General features: G+C 60.4%; 20 protein-coding genes. 11 read left to right on the plus strand and 9 right to left on the minus strand.

Features of this window, described 5'->3' with window-relative positions; translation table 11 throughout:
• Positions 1-3 precede the first annotated feature (3 nt).
• The 8 genes from lptC to DBR00_RS08880 all read left to right on the plus strand — a co-directional run bounded on the left by lptC (position 4) and on the right by DBR00_RS08880 (position 5,619).
• A complete protein-coding gene (lptC, locus tag DBR00_RS08845) occupies positions 4-573 on the plus strand; it encodes an LPS export ABC transporter periplasmic protein LptC (RefSeq protein ID WP_108488233.1) in 570 nt (189 codons plus the stop codon).
• Positions 560-1,102, plus strand: coding sequence for a lipopolysaccharide transport periplasmic protein LptA (gene lptA / locus DBR00_RS08850; RefSeq protein ID WP_108488232.1), 543 nt, complete (start codon positions 560-562; stop codon positions 1,100-1,102). Before lptC ends, lptA begins: the two co-directional genes overlap by 14 nt.
• Before the next feature lie 2 nt (positions 1,103-1,104).
• Positions 1,105-1,830: an LPS export ABC transporter ATP-binding protein gene (lptB, locus tag DBR00_RS08855; protein WP_108488231.1), complete on the plus strand. Its 726-nt coding sequence runs from the start codon at positions 1,105-1,107 to the stop codon at positions 1,828-1,830.
• A 137-nt stretch (positions 1,831-1,967) separates the two neighbouring features.
• Complete coding sequence (locus tag DBR00_RS08860) at positions 1,968-3,482, plus strand: RNA polymerase factor sigma-54 (protein ID WP_108488230.1); 1,515 nt, start codon at positions 1,968-1,970, stop codon at positions 3,480-3,482.
• A gap of 194 nt (positions 3,483-3,676) precedes the next feature.
• Positions 3,677-3,985 carry a ribosome hibernation-promoting factor, HPF/YfiA family gene (gene hpf, locus DBR00_RS08865; protein ID WP_108488229.1) on the plus strand — a complete coding sequence of 103 codons (309 nt, stop codon included), beginning with the start codon at positions 3,677-3,679 and terminating at the stop codon, positions 3,983-3,985.
• Positions 3,986-4,000: 15 nt separating this feature from the next.
• Positions 4,001-4,474, plus strand: a complete 474-nt coding sequence (gene ptsN, locus DBR00_RS08870; protein ID WP_108488228.1) for a PTS IIA-like nitrogen regulatory protein PtsN — start codon at positions 4,001-4,003, stop codon at positions 4,472-4,474.
• Between the two features lie 2 nt (positions 4,475-4,476).
• Positions 4,477-5,334, plus strand: coding sequence for an RNase adapter RapZ (rapZ, locus tag DBR00_RS08875; protein ID WP_108488227.1), 858 nt, complete (start codon positions 4,477-4,479; stop codon positions 5,332-5,334).
• Between the two features lie 12 nt (positions 5,335-5,346).
• Positions 5,347-5,619, plus strand: coding sequence for an HPr family phosphocarrier protein (locus DBR00_RS08880; RefSeq protein WP_108488226.1), 273 nt, complete (start codon positions 5,347-5,349; stop codon positions 5,617-5,619).
• Between the two features lie 138 nt (positions 5,620-5,757).
• Here the strand turns inward: DBR00_RS08880 and pmbA are convergent, their stop codons facing one another.
• Complete coding sequence (gene pmbA / locus DBR00_RS08885) at positions 5,758-7,104, minus strand: metalloprotease PmbA (RefSeq protein ID WP_108488225.1); 1,347 nt, start codon at positions 7,102-7,104, stop codon at positions 5,758-5,760.
• Between the two features lie 104 nt (positions 7,105-7,208).
• On the opposite strand from pmbA, the gene yjgA reads away from it, so the two are divergent.
• Positions 7,209-7,727, plus strand: coding sequence for a ribosome biogenesis factor YjgA (gene yjgA / locus DBR00_RS08890; RefSeq protein WP_108488224.1), 519 nt, complete (start codon positions 7,209-7,211; stop codon positions 7,725-7,727).
• Positions 7,728-7,775: 48 nt separating this feature from the next.
• On the opposite strand, the gene tldD is transcribed toward yjgA, so the two are convergent.
• The 8 genes from tldD to mreB all read right to left on the minus strand — a co-directional run bounded on the left by tldD (position 7,776) and on the right by mreB (position 18,780).
• Positions 7,776-9,233 (minus strand): metalloprotease TldD, encoded by a 1,458-nt coding sequence (gene tldD / locus DBR00_RS08895; RefSeq protein WP_108489398.1) that lies wholly within the window; start codon positions 9,231-9,233, stop codon positions 7,776-7,778.
• A 2-nt stretch (positions 9,234-9,235) separates the two neighbouring features.
• Entirely contained in the window at positions 9,236-10,084 is an 849-nt protein-coding gene (locus tag DBR00_RS08900; protein ID WP_108489397.1) for a carbon-nitrogen hydrolase family protein, read from the minus strand.
• Between the two features lie 85 nt (positions 10,085-10,169).
• Complete coding sequence (locus tag DBR00_RS08905; protein WP_108489396.1) at positions 10,170-14,003, minus strand: YhdP family protein; 3,834 nt, start codon at positions 14,001-14,003, stop codon at positions 10,170-10,172.
• A gap of 22 nt (positions 14,004-14,025) precedes the next feature.
• Positions 14,026-15,483 carry a ribonuclease G gene (rng, locus tag DBR00_RS08910; protein ID WP_108489395.1) on the minus strand — a complete coding sequence of 486 codons (1,458 nt, stop codon included), beginning with the start codon at positions 15,481-15,483 and terminating at the stop codon, positions 14,026-14,028.
• Between the two features lie 60 nt (positions 15,484-15,543).
• Entirely contained in the window at positions 15,544-16,164 is a 621-nt protein-coding gene (locus DBR00_RS08915) for a nucleoside triphosphate pyrophosphatase (RefSeq protein ID WP_108489394.1), read from the minus strand.
• A 45-nt stretch (positions 16,165-16,209) separates the two neighbouring features.
• Entirely contained in the window at positions 16,210-16,695 is a 486-nt protein-coding gene (mreD, locus tag DBR00_RS08920; protein ID WP_108489393.1) for a rod shape-determining protein MreD, read from the minus strand.
• Positions 16,695-17,606 (minus strand): rod shape-determining protein MreC, encoded by a 912-nt coding sequence (gene mreC, locus DBR00_RS08925; RefSeq protein WP_371920640.1) that lies wholly within the window; start codon positions 17,604-17,606, stop codon positions 16,695-16,697. The genes mreD and mreC overlap by 1 nt, the downstream gene beginning before the upstream one ends.
• A gap of 136 nt (positions 17,607-17,742) precedes the next feature.
• A complete protein-coding gene (mreB, locus tag DBR00_RS08930; protein WP_090255536.1) occupies positions 17,743-18,780 on the minus strand; it encodes a rod shape-determining protein MreB in 1,038 nt (345 codons plus the stop codon).
• Between the two features lie 239 nt (positions 18,781-19,019).
• On the opposite strand from mreB, the gene gatC reads away from it, so the two are divergent.
• Together gatC and gatA are read left to right on the plus strand one after the other, a co-directional pair.
• Positions 19,020-19,307: an Asp-tRNA(Asn)/Glu-tRNA(Gln) amidotransferase subunit GatC gene (gene gatC, locus DBR00_RS08935; protein WP_108489391.1), complete on the plus strand. Its 288-nt coding sequence runs from the start codon at positions 19,020-19,022 to the stop codon at positions 19,305-19,307.
• A 16-nt stretch (positions 19,308-19,323) separates the two neighbouring features.
• Positions 19,324-20,775, plus strand: coding sequence for an Asp-tRNA(Asn)/Glu-tRNA(Gln) amidotransferase subunit GatA (gatA, locus tag DBR00_RS08940; protein ID WP_108489390.1), 1,452 nt, complete (start codon positions 19,324-19,326; stop codon positions 20,773-20,775).
• Positions 20,776-20,780 lie beyond the last annotated feature (5 nt).

Raw genomic sequence — 20,780 nt, forward strand, 5'->3', positions numbered from 1 at the left:
ACCATGCCCCGTAAATCGCTCAATGTTCTGCTGTTCGCCTGCGCAGCCCTGCTGGTAGCAGCCCTCGGCTACTGGAATCTCAACCCAGATAGTTTCAACCAGCAGACACAAACAACGGCGACCGACAATGCCATCGACTTCTACGCCAACAATACCTATACCGTGCAGTACCAGGCCGACGGCAAACTGCACTACGAACTGACAGCCGACAAGGTCGAGCATATCAAGGCCAGTGACATCACCCTGATGACAACCCCGAACATGAATCTGTTTCGCGGCAGCGAACTTCCCTGGAAAATCAGCAGTGAACGCGGCGAAGTCTCACCAGGCGGAGTCGAGGTCGAACTGATCGACAAGGTGCGTGTCGAGCGCACCGACGCCAAAGGTCGCCCGACCATTCTCACCACCAGCCGTCTGACCGTATTCCCCGAGAAGGAATATGCGCAGACCCAGCAAGCCGTTAGAATCGACACGGCCAATGGGGTGACCACGGCACAAGGAATGAAAGCGTACATGAATGACGGCAGGATGCTCCTGCTGTCCAACGTAAGAGGTCAGCATGAGGCTCGTTAACACCCTCCCCCTACTACTTAGCCTCAGTGCGGCACTTGGAAGCGCCAGCGCCTGGGCCTTGCCATCCGACCGCGAACAGCCGATTCGCATTCAGGCTGACAGCGCCGAGCTCGATGACAAACAAGGCGTGGCCGTCTATCGCGGCGACGTAGTCATCACCCAAGGCACCATGAAGGTTACCGGCGACACCGTGACCATTACTCAGAATGCCCAAGGCGATGTTGAGGTATTTACCTCCGTCGGCCAGCCCGCCTATTACGAACAACTGCCGTCAGCCGACAAGCAGATCGTCAAGGCCTACGGCCTGACTATCCAGTACTTCATGGCCAACGAGCGCGTGGTACTGATCGACCAAGCCAAGGTGATTCAGGAAGGCAACACCTTCGAAGGCGAGAAAATCGTCTATGACACCCAGCGCCAGATCGTTAACGCCGGCCGCGCCACAGGCACCAATGTGACTGCGCCACGTCCGCGCATCGACATGGTGATCCAGCCGAAGAACAAACCAGCCGACCAACAGGCGCAGTAATAATGGCCACATTGAAAGCCCAACACCTGGCCAAGAGTTACAAAGGCCGCCAGGTCGTGCGCGACGTCAGCCTGAACATCGACAGCGGGCAGATCGTCGGCCTGCTTGGCCCCAATGGGGCCGGCAAGACCACCTGTTTCTACATGATCGTCGGTTTGGTCCAGGCCGATCAGGGCCGCGTGATGATCGACGATCTCGACGTCAGCCATCAGCCCATGCATGGCCGCGCCCGCGCCGGAATTGGCTACCTTCCCCAAGAAGCCTCGATCTTTCGTAAACTCAGCGTGGCCGACAACATCATGGCCATCCTGGAAACCCGCAAGGATCTCAACAGCAGCGCGCGCCAACAAGCGCTCGAGGGGCTATTGCAGGAGTTCCACATCACCCACATTCGCGACAACCTGGGCATGAGTTTGTCTGGGGGAGAGCGCCGCCGGGTGGAAATCGCTCGCGCCCTAGCCACCAACCCAAAATTCATCCTGCTTGACGAACCCTTCGCCGGGGTCGACCCGATTTCCGTGGGTGATATCAAACAGATCATCCACCACCTCAAGGCCAAAGGCATCGGCGTACTGATCACCGACCACAACGTGCGTGAGACACTGGATATCTGTGAAACCGCCTATATCGTCAACGACGGTCAACTGATCGCCGAAGGGGATGCAGAGGCAATCCTGGCCAACCAGACAGTAAAAGAAGTGTACCTAGGCCATGAGTTCAAGCTGTAACCACAGCTTTTCTCGGGCCTGCGGCAGCCAAGACTAGGCAAAACCCCAAAAGTCAGGCATATAATTTGCTTCCTAGTGGCGATTTTAACAACGCCCTGTAGTGGATTGCGCACAGACGCCGGTAAATAAGGTCTGCAATGAAACCATCGCTAGTCCTGAAGATGGGCCAGCAGCTGACGATGACACCGCAGCTGCAACAGGCCATCCGCCTACTCCAACTGTCGACCTTGGATCTGCAACAAGAGATTCAGGAAGCCCTGGAGTCCAACCCGATGCTCGAACGCCAGGAAGACGGCGATGATTTCGACAATTCGGACCCCATGGCCGATGGCGCAGAGAGCGCCAGCTCCAGTGAACAGCAGGACACCCCCTACCAGGAAACCAGCTTTCAGGAAACCACACAGACGGTGGACAACCTGGAAGAAGGCGATTGGGGCGAACGCATCCCCAATGAGCTGCCCGTAGACACTGCCTGGGAAGACATCTACCAGACCAGCGCCAGCAGCCTGCCCAGCAGCGCCAGTGATGACGACGAGTGGGATTTCACCACCCGCACCTCCAGTGGTGAAAGCCTGCAAAGCCACTTGCTCTGGCAACTCAATCTAGTGCCGATGTCAGACAAGGACCGCCTGATCGGCGTCACCCTGATCGACTGCATCAATGATCAGGGCTACCTCGAAGAAAGCCTGGAAGAAGTGGTCGATGCTTTCGATCCGGAACTGGATATCGAGCTCGACGAAGTTGAGGCCGTGCTGCACCGTATCCAGCAGTTCGAGCCTGCCGGTATTGCCGCGCGCAACCTGGGTGAATGCCTGCTCCTGCAACTGCGTCAATTACCAGCCCAAACCCCATGGCTGAGCGAAGCCCAGCGCCTGGCCAGTGATTACCTCGATCTGCTTGGTAGCCGCGACTACAGCCAACTGATGCGCCGCATGAAGCTCAAGGAAGACGAGCTGCGTCAGGTTATCGAGCTGATCCAGAGCCTCAACCCGCGCCCAGGCTCGCAGATCGAGTCCAGCGAGCCCGAGTACGTAGTCCCCGATGTAATCGTGCGCAAGCACAACGAGCGCTGGCTGGTAGAGCTGAACCAGGAAGCCATGCCGCGCCTGCGGGTCAACGCGCAGTACGCCGGCTTCGTCAAGCGTGCTGACTCCAGCGCCGACAACACCTTTATGCGCAACCAGCTGCAAGAAGCACGCTGGTTCATCAAGAGCCTGCAAAGCCGCAACGAAACCCTGATGAAAGTCGCCACGCAGATCGTCGAACACCAACGCGGCTTCCTCGACTACGGCGACGAAGCGATGAAACCGCTCGTACTGCATGATATTGCCGAAGCCGTCGGCATGCACGAATCGACCATTTCAAGGGTGACCACGCAAAAATTCATGCACACCCCACGCGGCATTTACGAACTGAAGTATTTCTTCTCCAGCCACGTCAGCACCTCCGAAGGTGGAGAATGCTCATCCACTGCGATCCGCGCGATCATCAAAAAACTGGTCGCGGCGGAAAATGCGAAAAAGCCGTTGAGTGACAGCAAGATCGCTGGTTTACTGGAGGCACAGGGCATTCAAGTAGCCCGCCGCACGGTCGCCAAGTACCGTGAATCCCTCGGAATAGCGCCTTCCAGTGAGCGCAAACGATTGATCTAAGGCGGCACAAAGAAGGAAGACAGATAGCACTGACCAAACACCCCAGGCCACGCCTTTTTTGCAAAAGCAGCCATACTGCCTATTAGCAATCAGCGCATGTGCCTGGCTAGCTCTGTCAGCGTCTTCCGCGCCACAGTGTTCCGGCGGCAGGCCCTTTGCCTGTCTCTTACACACGGCAACAAGGAGAAAGCGGTATGCAAGTCAACATCAGTGGACATCAGCTGGATGTGACCGACGCCCTGCGCGACTACATCGCCGAAAAACTCGGCCGATTGGAGCGCCACTTCGACAAGATTACCAATGTGCAAGTCATCATGGAGGTCGAGAAACTCAAACAGAAAATCGAAGCGACCTTGCACGTTGCCGGTGGCGAAGTCGTCGCCAATGCCGAGCATGACGATATGTACGCGGCCATCGATCTACTGACTGACAAACTCGACCGACAACTCATCAAACACAAGGAAAAACAGCTCGAACGTCAACAGGGTGCAATGGCCCGCTGACATCGTCTATCTCCTATGATCCGACTTGAAACTATCCTGACCCCCGGCCGTTCCCTGGTGAACGTGCCGGGCGGCAGCAAAAAACGTGTCCTCGAACAGATTGCCAACCTGGTAGCGCGCGAGCTGCCTGACCTGGATGGACAAGATATCTTCGAAAGCCTGATTGCCCGAGAAAAACTCGGCTCGACCGGTTTCGGTAATGGCATCGCCATTCCGCACTGCCGCCTGCCCGGTTGCACCGCGCCGATCAGCGCCTTGCTGCGCCTGGACGCTGCCGTAGACTTCGACGCCATCGACGGTGCGCCAGTGGACCTGCTGTTTGTCCTGCTAGTGCCCGAAGCAGCAACCGATGCTCACCTGGAGCTGCTTCGGCAGATCGCCAGCATGCTCGATCGCAGCGATGTACGTGCCAGCCTGCGCCAAGCCGAAAGCAGCGAAGCCCTGTATCAGGTGGTCGTGGACGTACAAAGCCAACTCAACCGAGCCTGAGCATGCGCCTGATCATCGTTAGCGGTCGCTCCGGCTCCGGGAAGAGCACCGCCCTCGATGTACTTGAGGACAACGGCTTCTACTGCATCGACAATCTCCCCGCAGGCCTGTTGCCTGAACTGGCCGAGCGCGCCCTGCTGCACACCGAGCTGCTGCATCCGCAGGTGGCGGTGTCGATTGATGCGCGCAACCTGCCAAGCCATCTCAAGCGTTTCCCTGAGCTGCTTGAAGAAGTTCGCGCACGGCATATCAAATGCGATGTGATCTACCTGGATGCCGACGAAGAAACCCTACTCAAGCGCTTCTCGGAAACGCGCCGGCGCCATCCGCTGACCAACCAGAATCGCTCGCTCGCTGAAGCCATTGCCGATGAAAGCCTGCTGCTCGGGCCCATTATCGACCTGGCAGACCTCAAGATCGACACCACTCACCTCAACCTGTATCAGCTGCGAGACAGCCTCAAGCTGCGCCTGCTCAACCAGCCCGAACCGGGCACTGCATTCCTGGTTGAGTCATTCGGTTTCAAGCGTGGCATGCCGGTAGATGCTGACCTGGTATTCGATGTGCGCTGCCTGCCCAACCCCTACTGGAAGCCTGATCTACGCGATTTCTCCGGCCTCGACCAGCCGGTAGTCGACTATCTCTCGGCCCAGGCCGACGTCGAAGACATGTACCAGGACATCCTCGCTTACCTGACCAAATGGCTGCCGCGCTTTGCCGCCAGCAACCGCGCCTATGTCACCGTAGCGATTGGCTGTACCGGTGGCCATCACCGCTCGGTGTACCTGGCGAACCGCCTGGGCGAGACCATCAAACCCATCCTGAAAAATGTTCAGATTCGCCACCGCGACCTCAGCTAAGGAATTGCCGCGATGCCTGCCTGCGAAATCACCATTATCAACAAGCTTGGCCTGCATGCCCGCGCGGCAGCCAAATTTGTTGGCGTCGCCGGGCGTTTTCCGTGCCAGGTCAGAGTGGGCCGCACGCCGGAGAGCCTGGTCGACGGCAAGAGCATCATGGCCGTAATGATGCTTGCCGCTGGCAAAGGCACAGCTGTGCACCTGTATACCGAAGGCGAGCAGGATACCGACGCCCTGCAAGCCCTGAGCGAGCTGATCAACAACTACTTCGACGAAGGCGAGTAAGACCGCAGCCAATAAAAATGTTCGGGAGACATTTTTAACAGCGCAAAGCGACGGCCCGCAGGCTTGCCTACTATGGATGGCAGGCAATAAAAAGGGGCTGAACGCCTAAGCGACAGCCCCTTTTTCACGCCACTGGACTCAACTACCCGCCACCGTCATGCGCTCAATCAGCACCGAGCCGGTGCGGATATTGCTGCGCAGTTCCAGGTCATTTCCCACGGCCACAATCTGCCTGAACATGTCGCGCATATTGCCGGCGATGGTGACTTCCTGCACCGGGAACTGAATCTCACCGTTCTCCACCCAGTAACCACCCGCACCGCGCGAATAATCGCCCGTGACCATATTCAGCCCCTGCCCCATCAACTCGGTAACCAGCAGGCCGCGCCCCATGCGCTTGAGCAAGGCCTTTTGGTCTTCATCGCCATGGCTGACGAACAGATTATGCACGCCACCGGCGTTGGCCGTACTGGGCATGCCGAGCTTGCGCCCGGAATAAGTGCCCAACACATAGGAAAGCAACTCGCCACGCTCGACGAAGGACTTGGCGTACGTCGCCAGGCCGTCGCCATCAAAGGCCGCACTGCCGAGTGCCCGCGGAATATGTGGACGCTCATCGAGTTTCAGCCAGCTTGGAAACAGCTGCTGACCCAACGTACCTTCAAGGAACGATGATTTTCGGTACAGATTGCCGCCGGAAATCGCCGCAAGAAAGCTGCCAAACAACCCGCTAGCCAATTCGGCCGCGAACAGCACCGGCACTTCGCAGGTCGGCACCGGGCGCGCGCCCAAACGGCTGACTGCACGCTCTGCAGCGCGGCGACCAATGCTGCCGGCCTCCGCCAACAACTCGCCCTGGCGATTGACGTCATACCAGTAGTCACGCTGCATCTGCCCGCCATCTTCAGCAATCATCACGCAACTCAAGCTGTGCCGCGTGCTGGCATAACCACTGACAAAGCCATGGCTGTTGCCATACACCCGGCAACCCTGATGAGTGTTGAGGGTGGTACCGTCGGCATTCTTGATCCGGCCATCTGCCGCAAACGCGGCGGCCTCACAACTGAGCGCCTGTTCAATGGCTTGCTCGGGAGTGATCGACCAGGCGTGGTACAAATCCAGCTGCGGCAGCTCGCGAGCCATCAGACCCGCATCAGCCAAACCGGCGCATTCATCTTCGGAGGCATGCTTGGCAATTGCCAGTGCCGCCGCGACTGTTTCGCGAATCGCCGCTTCACCGCTCGCCGAGGTGCTGGCCGAGCCTTTGCGCTGTCCCACATACAGGGTGATGCCGAAGCCCTGATCGCGGTTGAACTCAACTGTTTCCACCTCACCCTGACGCACCGTGGTGGACAAGCCCTGCTCCACCGATACGGCCACCTCGCAGGCACTCGCGCCCTGTTTTTTGGCTTCGGCAATAATCTGTTCCACCTGCGCCTGTAACTGCGGCACCGCCTGGGGTCCGACGCTTTCTACTGCACTCATAAACACTCCTGAACGATAAGCCGTACAGCGCCGCCTCACAGGCCATCCGCTTACAGCTGGAAACTTGCTGCTATCATGTCGGCGTTTTCCACTGGACCGCCACCATGTCTGAATACCTTGACGACTTCTCCGGCGAGAAGAGCAAAACCCAGATCAAACGCGAGCTGCATGCATTGCAGGATCTGGGGCAACGCCTGACTACCCTGAAACTCGACCTGCTGAACAAGCTGCCGCTGACCGACGAGCTGCGCCGCGCGCTTGCCGAAGCGCCCAAGCACACCGCCAACGCGGCGAAAAAGCGCCACGTGCAATTTATCGGCCGCCTGATGCGCGATCAGGACATTGAAGCCATCCTGACCCTGCTCGACCAGCTTGATGCCTCGACCCGCCAGTACAACGAGCGCTTTCACAACCTGGAGCGTTGGCGCGACCGTTTGATCAACGGTAACGACGACACCCTGGAAGCCTTCGTCGGCGAGTACGCCGACGCCGACCGCCAGCACCTGCGCCAACTGATCCGCCAGGCCCAACACGAACTGGCCCAGAACAAAGCACCCGCCGCCTCACGCAAAATCTTCAAGTACATCCGCGAGCTGGACGAAACCCAGCGCGGCCTGCGCTAGCTCCGGCCAGGCTGGAGCCAACAGCTCCAGCCTGCTCAGCCATCCACCTCAGCTACCGGTCCCACCCACGGTGATCGCATCGATTTTCAGCGTCGGTTGGCCAACCCCCACTGGCACCGACTGACCATCCTTGCCGCACGTGCCCACACCACTGTCCAGCGCCAGGTCGTTACCGACCATCGACACCTTGCTCATGGCTTCCGGACCATTGCCGATCAACGTAGCGCCCTTGACTGGCGCGGTGATCTTGCCATCCTCGATCAGATAAGCCTCGCTGGTGGAGAACACGAACTTGCCACTGGTGATATCCACCTGACCACCTCCCAGGTTGGCGCAGTAGATACCCTTCTTCACCGAGCGGATGATTTCTTCCGGATCGCTTTCGCCGGCCAGCATGTAGGTATTGGTCATGCGCGGCATCGGCAGGTGCGCATAAGATTCACGCCGGCCATTGCCGGTGGCAGCAACGCCCATCAGGCGGGCATTCAGTTTGTCCTGCATGTAGCCCTTGAGCACGCCGTTTTCGATCAGGGTAGTGCACTGAGTCTGAGTGCCTTCGTCATCCATGCTCAACGAGCCGCGACGCTCGGCCAGGGTGCCGTCGTCGACGATGGTGCACAGGCTGGAGGCCACTTGTTCACCGACTCGACCGCTGTAGGCCGAACTGCCCTTGCGGTTGAAATCGCCTTCCAGGCCATGACCGACGGCTTCGTGCAGCAGCACCCCGGACCACCCAGCCCCCATCACCACCGGCATGCTGCCGGCCGGCGCCGGAATCGCTTCCAGATTAACCAACGCCTGGCGCAGGGCCTCACGGGCATAACCCATGGCGCGCTCTTCGTTGCTGCTGGTCTGCTCCAGAAAATAACGGTAGTCGGTGCGCCCGCCGCCGCCATGGCCACCGCGCTCACGACGGCCGTTCTGTTCGACGATCACACTGACGTTGAAGCGCACCAGCGGGCGAATGTCCGCGCCCAGGCTGCCATCATTGGCGGCAACGAGAATCCGATCCCAAACCCCGGCCAGGCTGACCGACACCTGCTTGATACGCGGGTCGAGGGCGCGAGTGGCAACATCGATGCGTTTGAGCAGCTCGACCTTCTCAGCGCGACTGAGCACATCCAGCGGGTTGTCCTGGGCATACAGCGGCTTGACCAACGGACTGCTGAACGCTTGCACGCGACCATTTTGCCCAGCGCGGGCAATTGAGCGTGCCGCGCGCGCCGCCTGACTGAGGGCATCGGCGGTAATCGCATTGCTGTAGGCGAACCCAGTTTTCTCGCCAGACTGAGCGCGCACACCGACCCCCTGGTCGAGGTTGAAACTGCCTTCCTTGACGATGCCATCCTCCAGCGCCCAGGTTTCCGAGACCTGACTCTGGAAATACAGGTCAGCCGCGTCGATACCCGGCCCGGCCAATTCGGCCAGCACACCTGGCAAATGCTCGATGCTCAGGCCACCCGGACCCAGCAGATGCTCACTGACGGACACCAACATATTGTTCATAACTACTCCAAACCTGGCTGCCGCAACTCGGCCGCTGCAAAAAATCGTTTATGGCGCACCACCGGCATGCGCTGACGGATCGCCGCCTGCTCGTCGGCATCGCGCTCGGCCACGAGCACGCCTGGGCCGTAGGGCAGTTCAGCCAATACGCGCCCCCAGGGATCGACCAGCGCCGAATGACCAAAGGTCTGACGTCCGCCCGGATGCGTGCCTCCCTGCCCGGCGGCCAGTACATAGCATTGCGTTTCAATGGCACGGGCGCGGGTCAGCACCTGCCAATGCGCTGCGCCAGTCACTGCCGTGAACGCTGCTGGCGCGCTGATCAGCTGTGCACCTGCCGCGCGCAGGGCGCTGTAAAGTTCCGGGAACCGCAGGTCATAGCACACGCTCAGACCAATGCGCCCCACCGGGGTATCAGCTACCACCACCTGCCTGCCAAAGGCATAGTCATCCGACTCGCGGTAACGGCCATGGCTGTCGCTGACATCCACATCGAACAGGTGCAGCTTGTCATAACGCGCCACACGCTGCCCCTGCGCATCCACCAGCAGGGAGCAGGCATGCGGTTTAGCGTCTGGTTGGTCATCCGGGGGCAAGGGCAAAGTGCCCGCCACGATCCACAAACCCAGGTCCCGTGCCGCCTGCCGCAGCCACGGCAGAATCGGGCCCGTGCCCTGCGCTTCGGCCTGCCCGAGGCTGGCCAGATCGCGCCGGCCCATGGCGGCGAAGTTCTCCGGCAGCACCGCCAGGCGCGCCCCCTGCGCAGCAGCCTGCTCCAGCAATTGCCGCGCCTGGGCCAGATTGGCAAGGACATCGGCCTGACTGACCATCTGAATTACCGCAAAGGTCATGACTGTCGTCTCTCAAAGCAGGACGGTATCACCAGCTTACAAGCCTCACCGGCAGACTGCACGGTTGGCCGCATGCCAGCAGGGCTTACTGAGGTTTTTCAAAGGGCTTGTCGAAACTGATGTTGGGATTCTGCCAAGGGCCGGTTACGTCGTACTGCACACTGGCAAAGCGCGCCACGCGGTCACCCAGCAGCTTATCGGCAACAAACAGCGCACCGCCAATGGCCGGCGCCCCGACGATCAGCGCCGCCAAGGGCAGGTTGTTGGTAACCGGCAACGTCACCAACAACTTGGCATCGATACGGTCATGGGCCATGTCCAGCGTCCCCTTGAGCTCCAGGTTGCTCGACGGCCCTTCAAGGGTGATCGGCTCGCGGGTGACGAACACGCCATCACGGGCATCCAGTACACCCTTGACCCGGTCGTAACTCAGGCCTTTACCGAGTAGATCAGAAAAGTCCAGGCGCAAGCGCCGTCCGATCGAATTGAAGTTGAGCAAGCCGAAAACCCGCAGCGCCGACGCGGGGCCCTCCACTTCGGAGAACTGGCCTTTGCGCAGGGACGCATCCAGGCTACCGCTGAAACGTTTGATGCCGAACCAGGCCGGTGAGCCTGGCCAGCTGCCATCGACATCAAGGTGAAAATCACGGCTGCTGGCAGTGGGCGCATAGCCCCAGGCAATCAGCACATCGGCCAGATCAGCCCCACCCAGGCGACCGTTGTAGGTACTGCGCGCACCAGTGGCCGTGTTCAGCCAAGTAGCACGCCCAGCCAGATTCAACCCCTTGAGATTGAGGTCCAGCTCGTTGAAGTGCACACCACCGGTCACCGGCCGCGCCTTGAATGACCAAGCCCCCAACGGTTCGATACCCTGGAAGACCTGGGCCACCCGCACATCCAGCGCTGGAAAACCTGCCGGATCGAAACCGCCCAGAGGATCCGGCTTCTCTACATCAGGCGCATCCGCGATTTTCGGCTCCGCAGCTGGAAAGCGCAGGTAATCCAGCTGCACCGTGATGGCTTGAGCGGAGTCCTCCGGCAACCCGACAGTGCCTTTCAGGAGCGGACTGTCGAGACTGACCGCCCAGCTGGCCGCCTCCCGCCGCACACCGACCTCCAGCGCCTCCAGGTTGATGCCAAAGCCGCTGAAGTTGCCGATACGCAGCTGGGCATCCTTGAACAATTGCTGGGCATCCTGCTTCGGCACCTGAGCATAAGGTTGCAAAGCCTGCTGCCAGGCAGACCAATCCAGCTCGGTCACCCGACCACGCACGCGCAGCCCCTGGCTGGTGGGCAAACTCGCCGGGCCATCGGCCAGACGCAGCTCGCCACGGCCCAGGCCGAGCTTGCCGGGTTCTGCGGCGAACGACAGGCTGAGCAACTCGGCATAATCCAGCCAGAAACGTTGTTCACGACCGCCCAAGCTCATCTGCCAGGCTGCAGTGCGCACTTCTTCGCGGTCCTTGCCGAGCGGTGCAGGCAGCGCGATCGAGGTACCTTTAAGGCTGGACGTAACGCGCAACTGACTGTCGACACCGTCCAGAATCAGATTAAGGCGATACGGCACCTTGCCGCCAACCGGCACGGGCTGAGTCACGCCCAACCAGTTGGTCAACTCCTTGACCGCTATCTGCCCACTGGCTTCAAAGCGGCTGCGCGCCTTGCCACGTGCGCCCTCGGCCAGGGCCTTGCCATGCACCGCATGCCCCAGCACCTGAGCGCGAATATCCGGCGCACTGAGACCACTGGCGGTGTTGTAACGGAATGCACCCTGCAACTGAGTGAACTGCAGCGGCGGATTGGGCAGACTGAGTTGCGCATCGGCCGTGGCAAAATCCACCACCACAGCAGGAGGCGCGCCTTTGCGCAGTGGCAGGTCGAGCTTCAGCTTGCCGGCCAGCACGCCTTCACCACGCCAGCCGGCAAACGTCGGCGCCGTACCGATGGGCGCTTGCTGCAGAATCTGCAACGCATCAACCACGCTGCTATCCAATTCGGCCTCAAGCAACAGACGCGGCGACTGGCCAGGCAATGCGGTGGCAATCACCGCCTGGGCATTGCGCACCTGGCTATCGAGAATTCGGCCCTGGGCCAGTTCAACACGTACGCCGCTGTCTTCGATCAGCACTCGCCCACGCCCCTCACGCAATGCTGGCCAGCCAGGCTGAAAGGCCAACTCGGCATCATGCACGGCAAAGAACAGACTGATAGTGCGCGAAGCCGCCTCGGCCCCTTTATTCAGCGAGCCCTGGTACTGGAAGTAGCCTTCATCGACTGCACCGCCACGGATTGCGGCTTTCAGCCAGGCATCCAGATCGTGACTCATGCCCGGCGAGCGGCTGGGCAGATACTTTTCAGTAAACCGGGCATCGCCATTGCGCAGACCGACACGCAGATCCATGTAATCCTCGCCGGCCGGATCGCGACGCAGGCGTATCAGGAAGTCTCCAGCGACCGGCCCCTCGTCACCGACCACCTGTAAGTAGGGGCTGCGCAGGGTAAAGGCTTGCTCATCGAGCCGCCAGGTCAGCCGGGCGTTGGCCGTCTTGTAGCGCCAGGGCTGGGGAAACAGCGTGTCCAGGTGCAGGGAAAAGTCATCACTGTCGAGGCGCAGTTCACCTTGCCCCAAATCGCCACTGATACTGCCGCTGACATTTTCCACCGCGGGCGAGCCCAGGTATGCCGCAAAACCGATACGCTCCAGATTGGCAGCAAACTGCAGGCGCTTGCTGTCTGTCAGGCGTGGCCGGTAATCAAGCTGGATGTTACGCAGAGCCCCATGCGGATTGAGTTGCGCCAACACCGCCAAGGCGTTTTCCGGTAGTGGGGCAAGGGCCGCCACCAATGGCTGCAGCGGTGCCAGGTCGAGGCGATCAGCACTGAGCAGCCACTGCTCCTGCAACTCTGCACTTTCTGCTTGCTGAGTCAGGGCCAGGCGGACTTCGCCCCAGCGCTTGTCGCTCCGGCTGAAGGCCAAGTCATCGAGTTGCAGCGTGAAGCCCTGCTCAGCCCGGCTGAAATAGGCATTCACAACCACGTTGTCCAGGACTATCGATTCGCGATCGGCATATCCGGCTTTGATCTGCGGGGCATGCAGACGACTGACCACCCGCTGTACGCCTCCGTTGGCCCAGGCTAACCAGACTTCGCCACCCAACCGCAGCTGTTCGAGTCGCCACTGCGCCAGCAGATTGGCCGGCAACCAGGCTGCCCAGTCACTCTGCGGCAGGCTCAGGTAGACATCGGCCTGTGCATCTTGCCAGCGCTCAGCACGCAACCGGGTGCGCACTTGCAACGCCAGCGGCTGCCCATCAGGCAGCAGCAATCGACCATCCAGACGCTGACGCGCCAGGCCATTACGCAGGGTAAGATTTACATAGGTCAGGGTCCGTTCCGGCTGCCCCAACGCCTGCAAAGTGACTTGACTGTTGAGCAGCGACAGACGCTTGACCACGTGCGACTGTTTCAATACCTCGGCCAGATCAAGCGGTGCGGCGCCAGGGCGCTGCGGCATGCCTTTGAGTGACCAACCGCCATCTTCGGCTTGCTGCACCACCAACTGCACCCCGTCAAGCTCGAGCCGGGCGATACGCAGCTGCCGCGCCAGCAGGCTGCCGAGCACATCCGGCACCACACGCACCTGATCCAGTTGCAACGCTCCGGCGCCCTCACCTACCACCATGTCATGGGCAGTCAGCAGCGGTGCAAAACCTTGCCACAGGCCTTCCAGGGCACCGATCTGCACCGGCATGCCCAGCGCCTCACGAGCCCTGTCTTCAGCCTCCAGCCGATACTCGGCCACCAGAGGCACCAGTTCGCGTCCCAGACTGACATACACTGCCGCCAGCACCAGCATCAGGGCACACAGCCCCAGTGCAGCCCGTACCAGCCAGGCAAACCCTCGCGCCAGCCACTCCATTCAGTTCAGCCCCGCCGGCATGTCAGAGCAGTACCACATCGTATTGTTCCTGGGAGTACATGGTCTCCACCTGGAACTTGATGGTGCGACCAATAAAGGCCTCCAGATCGGCAACGTTGCCTGACTCTTCATCAAGCAGGCGATCGACCACTTTCTGGTTGGCCAGCACGCGATAGCCTTCCGGCTGATAAGCACGCGCCTCACGCAGAATTTCGCGGAAAATCTCATAGCAGGTGGTTTCTGCTGTTTTCAGCTTGCCGCGGCCCTGACAGGCGCTGCACGGCTCACACAGCACCTGTTCAAGACTTTCGCGGGTACGCTTGCGGGTCATCTGCACCAGGCCCAGCTCGGTGATGCCAATGATGTTGGTCTTGGCGTGATCGCGCTCCAGTTGCTTCTCCAGGGTGCGCAGCACCTGGCGCTGATGCTCTTCATCTTCCATGTCGATGAAGTCGATGATGATGATCCCACCGATATTGCGCAGGCGCAGCTGGCGCGCAATCGCCGTAGCCGCCTCCAAATTGGTCTTGAAGATGGTCTCTTCCAGCGTACGATGACCAACAAAAGCACCGGTGTTCACATCGATGGTGGTCATCGCTTCGGCAGGATCAACCACCAGATAGCCGCCCGACTTGAGTGGCACCTTGCGCTCCAGAGCCTTCTGGATCTCATCCTCGACACCGTACAAATCAAAGATTGGCCGCTCACCGGGGTAGTGCTCAAGACGGTCGGCAATTTCCGGCATCAGCTCATCAACAAACTGGGTAATCTTGCCGAAGGTCTCCCGCGAATCGACACGGATCTTCTCGATCTTCGGGTTGACCAGGTCACGTAACGTACGCAGCGCCAGGGACAGGTCTTCATAGATCACCAAGGGTGTCGGCCCGACTTTCATCTGCGTGGCGATCTGCCCCCACAAGCGGCGCAGGTAGCGGATGTCGGCAAGGATCTCGTCAGCACCTGCACCATCGGCGGCCGTGCGCAGGATAAACCCACCAGACTCCTCAATACCTTCGGCCGCCACACAGTCCGCCACGACTTGCTTGAGTCGGTCGCGCTCGGCTTCGTCTTCAATCTTCAGCGAAATACCGACATGCGCGGTACGCGGCATATAGACCAGATAACGCGAAGGGATCGACAGCTGCGTGGTCAGGCGCGCACCTTTGGTGCCAATAGGGTCCTTGGTGACCTGCACCACCAGGCTCTGGCCTTCATGCACCAGCGCACTGATACTCTCGACTGCCGATCCTTCACGACTGGAAATTTCCGCCGCATGAATAAATGCCGCCCGCTCCAGACCGATATCAACAAATGCCGCCTGCATACCAGGCAACACCCGCACAACCCGTCCCTTGTAGATATTGCCGACGATCCCGCGCTTCTGTGTACGCTCGACGTGCACTTCCTGCAGTACGCCGTTTTCCACCACCGCCACGCGCGATTCCATCGGCGTGATGTTGATCAGGATTTCTTCACTCATGCGCTCATCTCTTCTGAGATCAAGCTGAAAGCCCGGTGACTGTGCCGATATGGCAGTCAGTCAGCCACGACCCGCAACCTCTTGACTGTGATCTGGCATGGTCTGCCAGCACGGAATAGCAAATTCTGCGAGTAACGCTGCGGTCTCACACAGGGGTAACCCTACCACCGCCGAGTAGCTGCCTTGCAGCTGGCTGACAAACACCGCTGCCAGCCCCTGGATCCCATAGCTGCCAGCCTTGTCCTGCGGCTCGCCACTGGCCCAGTAAGCCTCGATTTCAGCCGGACTCAGCGCGCGGAAGGTCACTTGGCTTGCGACCACCCGCGAAGCCTGCCGTTCGCGGCTGACCAATGCCACCGCCGTGAGCACCTGGTGGCTGCGCCCGGACAAGGCCTGCAAGGTCGCCAGGGCGTCGGCACGGTCCAACGGTTTGCCGAGAATGCGCCCATCAAGTACCACAGCCGTATCGGCACCCAGCACCACCGCGTCGTTTGAATCGGCCAGGGCAGCCAGCCCGGCGTGCGCCTTGGTGCACGCCAGACGCTCTACATAGGTGAGTGGCGACTCACCTGGCAATGCATTTTCATCAATCGGAGCGATTTGCGTAAGGAAGGGCACACCGATCTGCGCCAGCAGCTCACGCCGGCGCGGCGATCCGGAAGCAAGATAGAGGATGGCCAAGCAGTCGTCTCCCTGTCGGATGGATGCAAGGCCAATGCGCCCCGCTTAATTGACGCCGAGGCGCTGATGCAGCCCGCGCAGGATTGCGCACACCCACGGCCACAGCAACGCACTGACCAGGGCCGGCAACACAAATGCCAGGGTGGGCGGGCGACTCCCGGTAAGCGCATTCAGCCACAGCTGCACCAGCTGGGCCAGACCAAAAACCACCAGCAGCACAGTGCTTTGCTGCCACATCGGAAACATGCGCAAACGCTGGTGCAAGGTCAGCACCAGAAAGGTGATCAAGGTCAGGATCAGCGCATTCTGCCCCAGCAGACTGCCATTCAGCACATCCGCCAGCAGACCAAGGGCCCACGCCGTGGTCATGCCCACACGATGCGGCAACGCCAGTACCCAGTAGGTCAGAAACAGCGCCAACCAAAGCGGACGCCCCAACTCCATAAACTTCGGCATGCTCGCCACACTCAGCAGCAGCGCCAGAGCCAGGGTCAGCCAGACAAACCAGATATTGCTCGCACGCGCGACCATTATTGCGCTGCCTCTGTCGAAGTGGCGGGGGACGCTGGCGCATCCGCCGCTTGGCCAGCAGGTTGTGCCTGCTGCAGAATTTCCCGATCCAGAGCCTCTTGGGCCTGTGCCGATTCAGTAGCGCGTTGCTCCGGGGTGCGCGGATCGGTGAACACCAACAGCATGTAACGGCTGCGGTTCAGCATGGCCGTGGGCACTGCACGAACGATGGCAAACGGTTGCCCGGAGTCGTGAATCACTTCACTGACCATGGCCACCGGATAACCGGCAGGGAAACGTTGACCAAGACCGGAGCTGACCAGCAGATCGCCCTCTTTTATATCCGCCGTGTCCGCCACATGACGCAGTTCCAGTCGTTCGGGGTTACCCGTACCACTGGCGATGGCGCGCAGGCCGTTGCGATTGACCTGCACCGGGATGCTGTGGGTCGTGTCGGTGAGCAAAAGCACGCGCGAGGTATAAGGCATCACCTCAACCACCTGGCCCATAAGACCGCGCGCATCCAGCACAGGCTGCCCCATCACCACCCCGTCCTTTTCGCCTTTGTCGATCAGAATGCGGTGAGTAAAGGGGTTGGGGTCAATGCCGATCAGCTCGGTGGCCAGCACATCCTCATCGACCAACGCTGCGGAGTTGAGGAGTTCACGCAAGCGCACGTTCTGTTCGGTGAGGGCAGCGAGCTTCTGCAGGCGACGCTGCATCATCAGTTGCTCGGCTTTGAGCTTTTCGTTTTCGGCGGTCAGTTCGCTACGGGTACTCAGCTCCTGTGTGGCACTTTCCCACAGACGTACCGGCAGGCGTCCGGCCCAGTAGACCGGCTCGACAATCAGGCCCAGCTGCGCGCGCAGCGGCTGCAACAGGGTGAAGCGCGCATCGACCACCATCAGCGCAGCCGACAGCACGGTGAACACCAACAGGCGTACACCCAGTGAAGGACCTTTGGCAAATAGCGGTTTGATCGGCAGCTCCTCACAGCGTCAGGCAGCAAAACAAAAGCTGCAAGCGGGGAACCCCCGGCTTGCAGCTCAAGACTTGGAGCGGTCGCGCTTATTCCGAGGACAGCAGGTCCATGGTGTGGCGATCCATCATTTCCAGAGCCTTGCCGCCGCCGCGTGCAACGCAGGTCAGCGGGTCTTCAGCGACGATAACCGGCAGGCCGGTTTCCTGCGACAGCAATTTGTCCAGATCCCGCAGCAGCGCGCCACCACCGGTCAGCACCAGGCCACGCTCGGCGATGTCCGACGCCAGTTCTGGCGGCGATTGCTCCAGCGCGCTCTTCACCGCCTGGACGATGGTCGCCAGGGATTCCTGCAGCGCTTCGAGCACTTCGTTGGAGTTCAGGGTAAAGCTGCGCGGTACGCCCTCAGCCAGGTTGCGGCCACGTACGTCGACCTCACGCAGTTCGCCACCGGCATACGCGGTGCCGATTTCCTGCTTGATCCGCTCTGCAGTGGACTCACCGATCAGCGAACCGTAGTTGCGGCGCACGTAGGTGATGATCGCTTCGTCGAAACGGTCGCCGCCAACGCGTACAGACTCTGCGTAAACGACACCATTAAGAGAAATCAGGGCGATTTCAGTGGTACCACCACCGATATCGACGACCATCGAGCCGCGAGCCTCTTCAACCGGCAGGCCGGCACCAATGGCGGCGGCCATGGGCTCTTCGATCAGGAACACTTCACGGGCACCGGCACCGAGGGCCGATTCTCGGATAGCGCGGCGCTCTACCTGAGTGGATTTGCACGGCACGCAGATCAGCACGCGCGGCGATGGCTGCAGGAAGCTGTTTTCGTGAACTTTGTTGATGAAGTACTGCAGCATCTTTTCGCAGACGCTGAAGTCGGCAATCACGCCATCTTTCATTGGGCGGATGGCGGCAATGTTGCCCGGTGTACGGCCGAGCATGCGTTTGGCTTCGGTTCCGACCGCCACCACGCTCTTCTGGTTGCCGTGGGTGCGGATAGCCACGACCGACGGCTCGTTCAGGACGATGCCGCGCTCGCGGACATAAATCAGGGTATTGGCAGTGCCCAGGTCAATCGACAGATCGCTGGAAAACATGCCACGCAGTTTTTTGAACATGGGATAAGGACCCTAGGCAACGCGTGGGTAAAAAAGTGCGGCAAACTCTAACAACGGCAGGGATTTTGAGCAAGGCACCAATATGTTAGATTGCCGGTTTTTCCGGGCTTTACGGCCCATCATCGCGGCCTTTGACCGCCACCTGTCACGGTCCGTTCCCTGCACATTCATGCATGACGACCCACTCACATTTCCAAAGGCGAGCCGCAATTGCTTTGCCTTATTTAGGGAGAAACCTGATGGCGCTTGACCGCTCCGACGTGGAGAAAATCGCTCATCTGGCTCGACTGGGCCTGAATGAAGCCGATATCCCGGGTACCACCGAGACCCTCAATAACATTCTCGGCCTGATTGACCAGATGCAAGCCGTCAATACCGACGGCATCGAGCCGCTGGCTCACCCACTGGAAGCCACACAGCGCCTGCGTGCCGACCAGGTCACCGAACGCAACCAGCGCGAGGCCTATCAGGCCATCGCCCCTGCCGTGGAAAACGGCCTGTATCTGGTTCCGAAAGTCATCGAGTAAGGGAAAAAGCCTAGCCATGCATCAATTTACCCTGGCCGAGATCGCCCGCGGACTCGCCGACAAACAGTTTTCCGCCGAAGAACTGACCCGCAGCCTGTTGGCGCGCATCGCCCAACTCGACCCGCAGCTCAACAGCTTTATCACCGTCACCGAAGACCTGGCACTGAGCCAGGCCAAAGCGGCCGACGCACGCCGCGCAAGTGGCGAGAACGGCGCCCTGCTCGGCGCACCGATTGCGCACAAAGACCTGTTTTGTACGCAAGACGTGCTGACCACTTGCGCGTCGAAAATCCTCACCGGCTTCAAGGCCCCTTACAACGCCACCGTGGTCGAGAAGCTCGCCAGCGCTGGCGCCGTGACCCTGGGCAAGCTGAACATGGACGAATTCGCCATGGGTTCAGCCAACGAATCCAGCCACTACGGCGCGGTGAAAAACCCTTGGGACCTGACCCGCGTGCCCGGCGGTTCTTCCGGCGGTTCAGCTGCCGCAGTGGCTGCACGCCTGCTGCCAGCAGCCACTGGCACCGACACGGGCGGTTCAATTCGCCAGCCGGCCGCACTGACCAACCTCACCGGGATCAAGCCGACCTATGGACGGGTATCCCGATGGGGCATGATTGCCTACGCCTCCAGCCTCGATCAGGGCGGCCCACTGGCGCGCACCGCCGAAGATTGCGCACTGATGCTGCAGGCCATGGCCGGTTTCGACACCAAGGACAGCACCAGCGTCGATCAACCGGTGGATGACTACCTCGCCGCCCTCAGCCAGCCGCTCGCCGGCCTGCGCATCGGCCTGCCGAAGGAGTATTTCGGCGCGGGTCTCGATGCCCGTATCGGCGAAAAAGTGATGACCGTGGTGGAAGAGCTGAAAAAGCTCGGCGCGACCGTCAAGGACATCTCGCTGCCGAATATGCAACACGCGATTCCGGCCTACTACGTGATCGCTCCGGCCGAAGCCAGCTCCAACCTGTCCCGATTCGACGGCGTACGCTTCGGCTACCGCTGCGAGAACCCGAAAGACTTGCAGGATCTGTACAAGCGCTCACGTGGCGAAGGCTTTGGTGCGGAAGTGAAGCGCCGGATTATGGTCGGCACCTACGCGCTGTCCGCTGGCTACTACGACGCGTACTACCTCAAGGCACAGAAAATCCGCCGCCTGATCAAAAATGATTTTGTCGCGGCTTTTAAGGATGTTGACGTGATCCTCGGCCCGACCACGCCAAACCTGGCCTGGAAGCTCGGCGAGAAGAACAACGACCCGGTCGCCGCCTACCTGGAAGACATCTACACCATCACCGCCAACCTCGCCGGCATCCCCGGCCTGTCGATGCCTGCCGGCTTCGTTGATGGCTTGCCGGTCGGTGTTCAGCTGCTCGGCAACTACTTCCAGGAAGGCCGCCTGCTTAACGTCGCCCACCAGTACCAACAGGTCACTGACTGGCACCAACATGCACCGAGCGGATTCTGAGGACG

The organism is Pseudomonas sp. HMWF032, from assembly GCF_003060885.1.
GTDB lineage: Bacteria > Pseudomonadota > Gammaproteobacteria > Pseudomonadales > Pseudomonadaceae > Aquipseudomonas.